This is a genomic window from Rhizobacter sp. P2_H2, assembly GCF_056403375.1.
Genome location: NZ_JBFUFP010001190.1, coordinates 1 through 1557, shown reverse-complemented (window position 1 = coordinate 1557; position 1557 = coordinate 1). Strand labels below are relative to the sequence as shown.

Below are 1557 nucleotides of genomic sequence, written 5' to 3'. Positions count from 1 at the left end.
GTGAAGGACACCGGCCTGTTCTTTCCGATCGATCCGGGCTCGAAGGCATCGTTGGGCGGCATGGCGGCGACGCGTGCCGGCGGCACCAGCGCGGTGCGCTACGGCACGATGCGCGAGAACGTGCTGGCGCTCACCGTCGTGACGGCCGAGGGCAAGATCATCCGCACCGCGCGCCGGGCCAAGAAGTCGTCGGCCGGCTACGACCTGACGCGCATCTTCGTCGGCAGCGAGGGCACGCTGGGCATCATCACCGAGGTGACGGTGCGGTTGTACCCGCGGCCCGAGGCGATCGCGACCGCGGTGTGCACCTTCGCCGATGCGCGCAACGCGGTCGACACGGTGATCCAGACCATCCAGACCGGCGTGCCGCTCGCGCGTGCGGAGTTCATGGATGCGCTGGCGCTGCGCGCCGTCAACCTGCACACCGAAACGTCGTACCAGGAGCGGCCGACGCTGTTCCTCGAATTCCACGGCACGGCGGCCGGCGTGGTCGAGCAGGCCGAGATCGTGCGCGACATCGCGCGCGAGTACGGCGGTGACGACTACGACTGGGCCGACCAGCCTGAAGACCGTTCGCGGCTGTGGAGCGCCCGCCACACGGCCTTCAACGCCTGCGAGCTGCTGCGGCCGGGCTGGCGCACCTTCACGACCGATGCCTGCGTGCCCTTGTCGCGGCTGGCGCAGTGCATCGAGGAGACCATCGAGGACACGCGGCGTTCATCGCTGCTGTGCCCGCTGTTCGGCCATGTGGGCGACGGGCACCTGCTGTGCATCCTCATTGCCGACCCCGACAACCCGCTCGAGATGGCCGAGGCCGAGCGCCTGAACCAGCGGATGATCAGCCGCGCGATGCGCATGGAAGGCACCTGCACCGCCGAGCACGGCATCGGCGGGCACAAGGTGGTGCTGCTGACGGAAGAGTTCGACGCCAACGCTTTGCAGCTGATGCGCCAGCTGAAGCGGGCGTGGGATCCGCTGAACATCCTGAATCCCGGCAAGGTGATCGGGGTGCAGGACTGACAAGCGGGCAGTGCATGCGGACCAGCAGGTCCGCCGAGCCCATCGATCCCCCAGGGAGGAGCCCTTGCATTCATCGCACCATGTTGCCGTGGTGAGGCGCGGCGTTGCCGTGCCTCGGACGGTCTCGAGTTTCATCTTCAAGCTCTGGCTGCTGGCCTGCGCGACATCTGCCATTGCGCAGTCGCCGGYCCAGCCKMCGGCCGACCCGTTCAACTACGCACGCACGACGAGCTTCACCTACCGYCCYGACGGTCTCGTGGAGACCGAGACGRTCGAGCCCGGCAACCCGCAGCTGTGCGTGGTGACGCGGTWCCGCTACGACGCGCGGGGCAACCGCACCGGCACGCAGGTGTCCAACTGCAGCGGCGCCACCGGCGACGCCGTGTTCGCCACGCGCAGCAGCAGCGTCAGCTACGGCGCGCAGACGGTGACGATCGGCGGCACGAGCGTGCAGATCCAGCCGGACACCCAGGTGAGCGGCCGCAGGAACGCGTTGCAGCAGGAGGAGACGCAGACGGTGGATCCGCGCTTCGGCAC

General features: G+C 68.8%; 2 protein-coding genes. Both read left to right on the top strand.

The genetic code is table 11. The features are described 5' to 3' along the window. A partial coding sequence (locus AC1D15_RS31470; protein WP_477829131.1) for an FAD-binding oxidoreductase occupies window positions 1-1020 on the top strand: 1020 nt, incomplete at its 5' end. A 256-nt stretch (window positions 1021-1276) separates the two neighbouring features. Then, window positions 1277-1557 (top strand): hypothetical protein (locus AC1D15_RS31465; protein ID WP_477829130.1); only part of this gene is annotated, 281 nt, incomplete at its 3' end.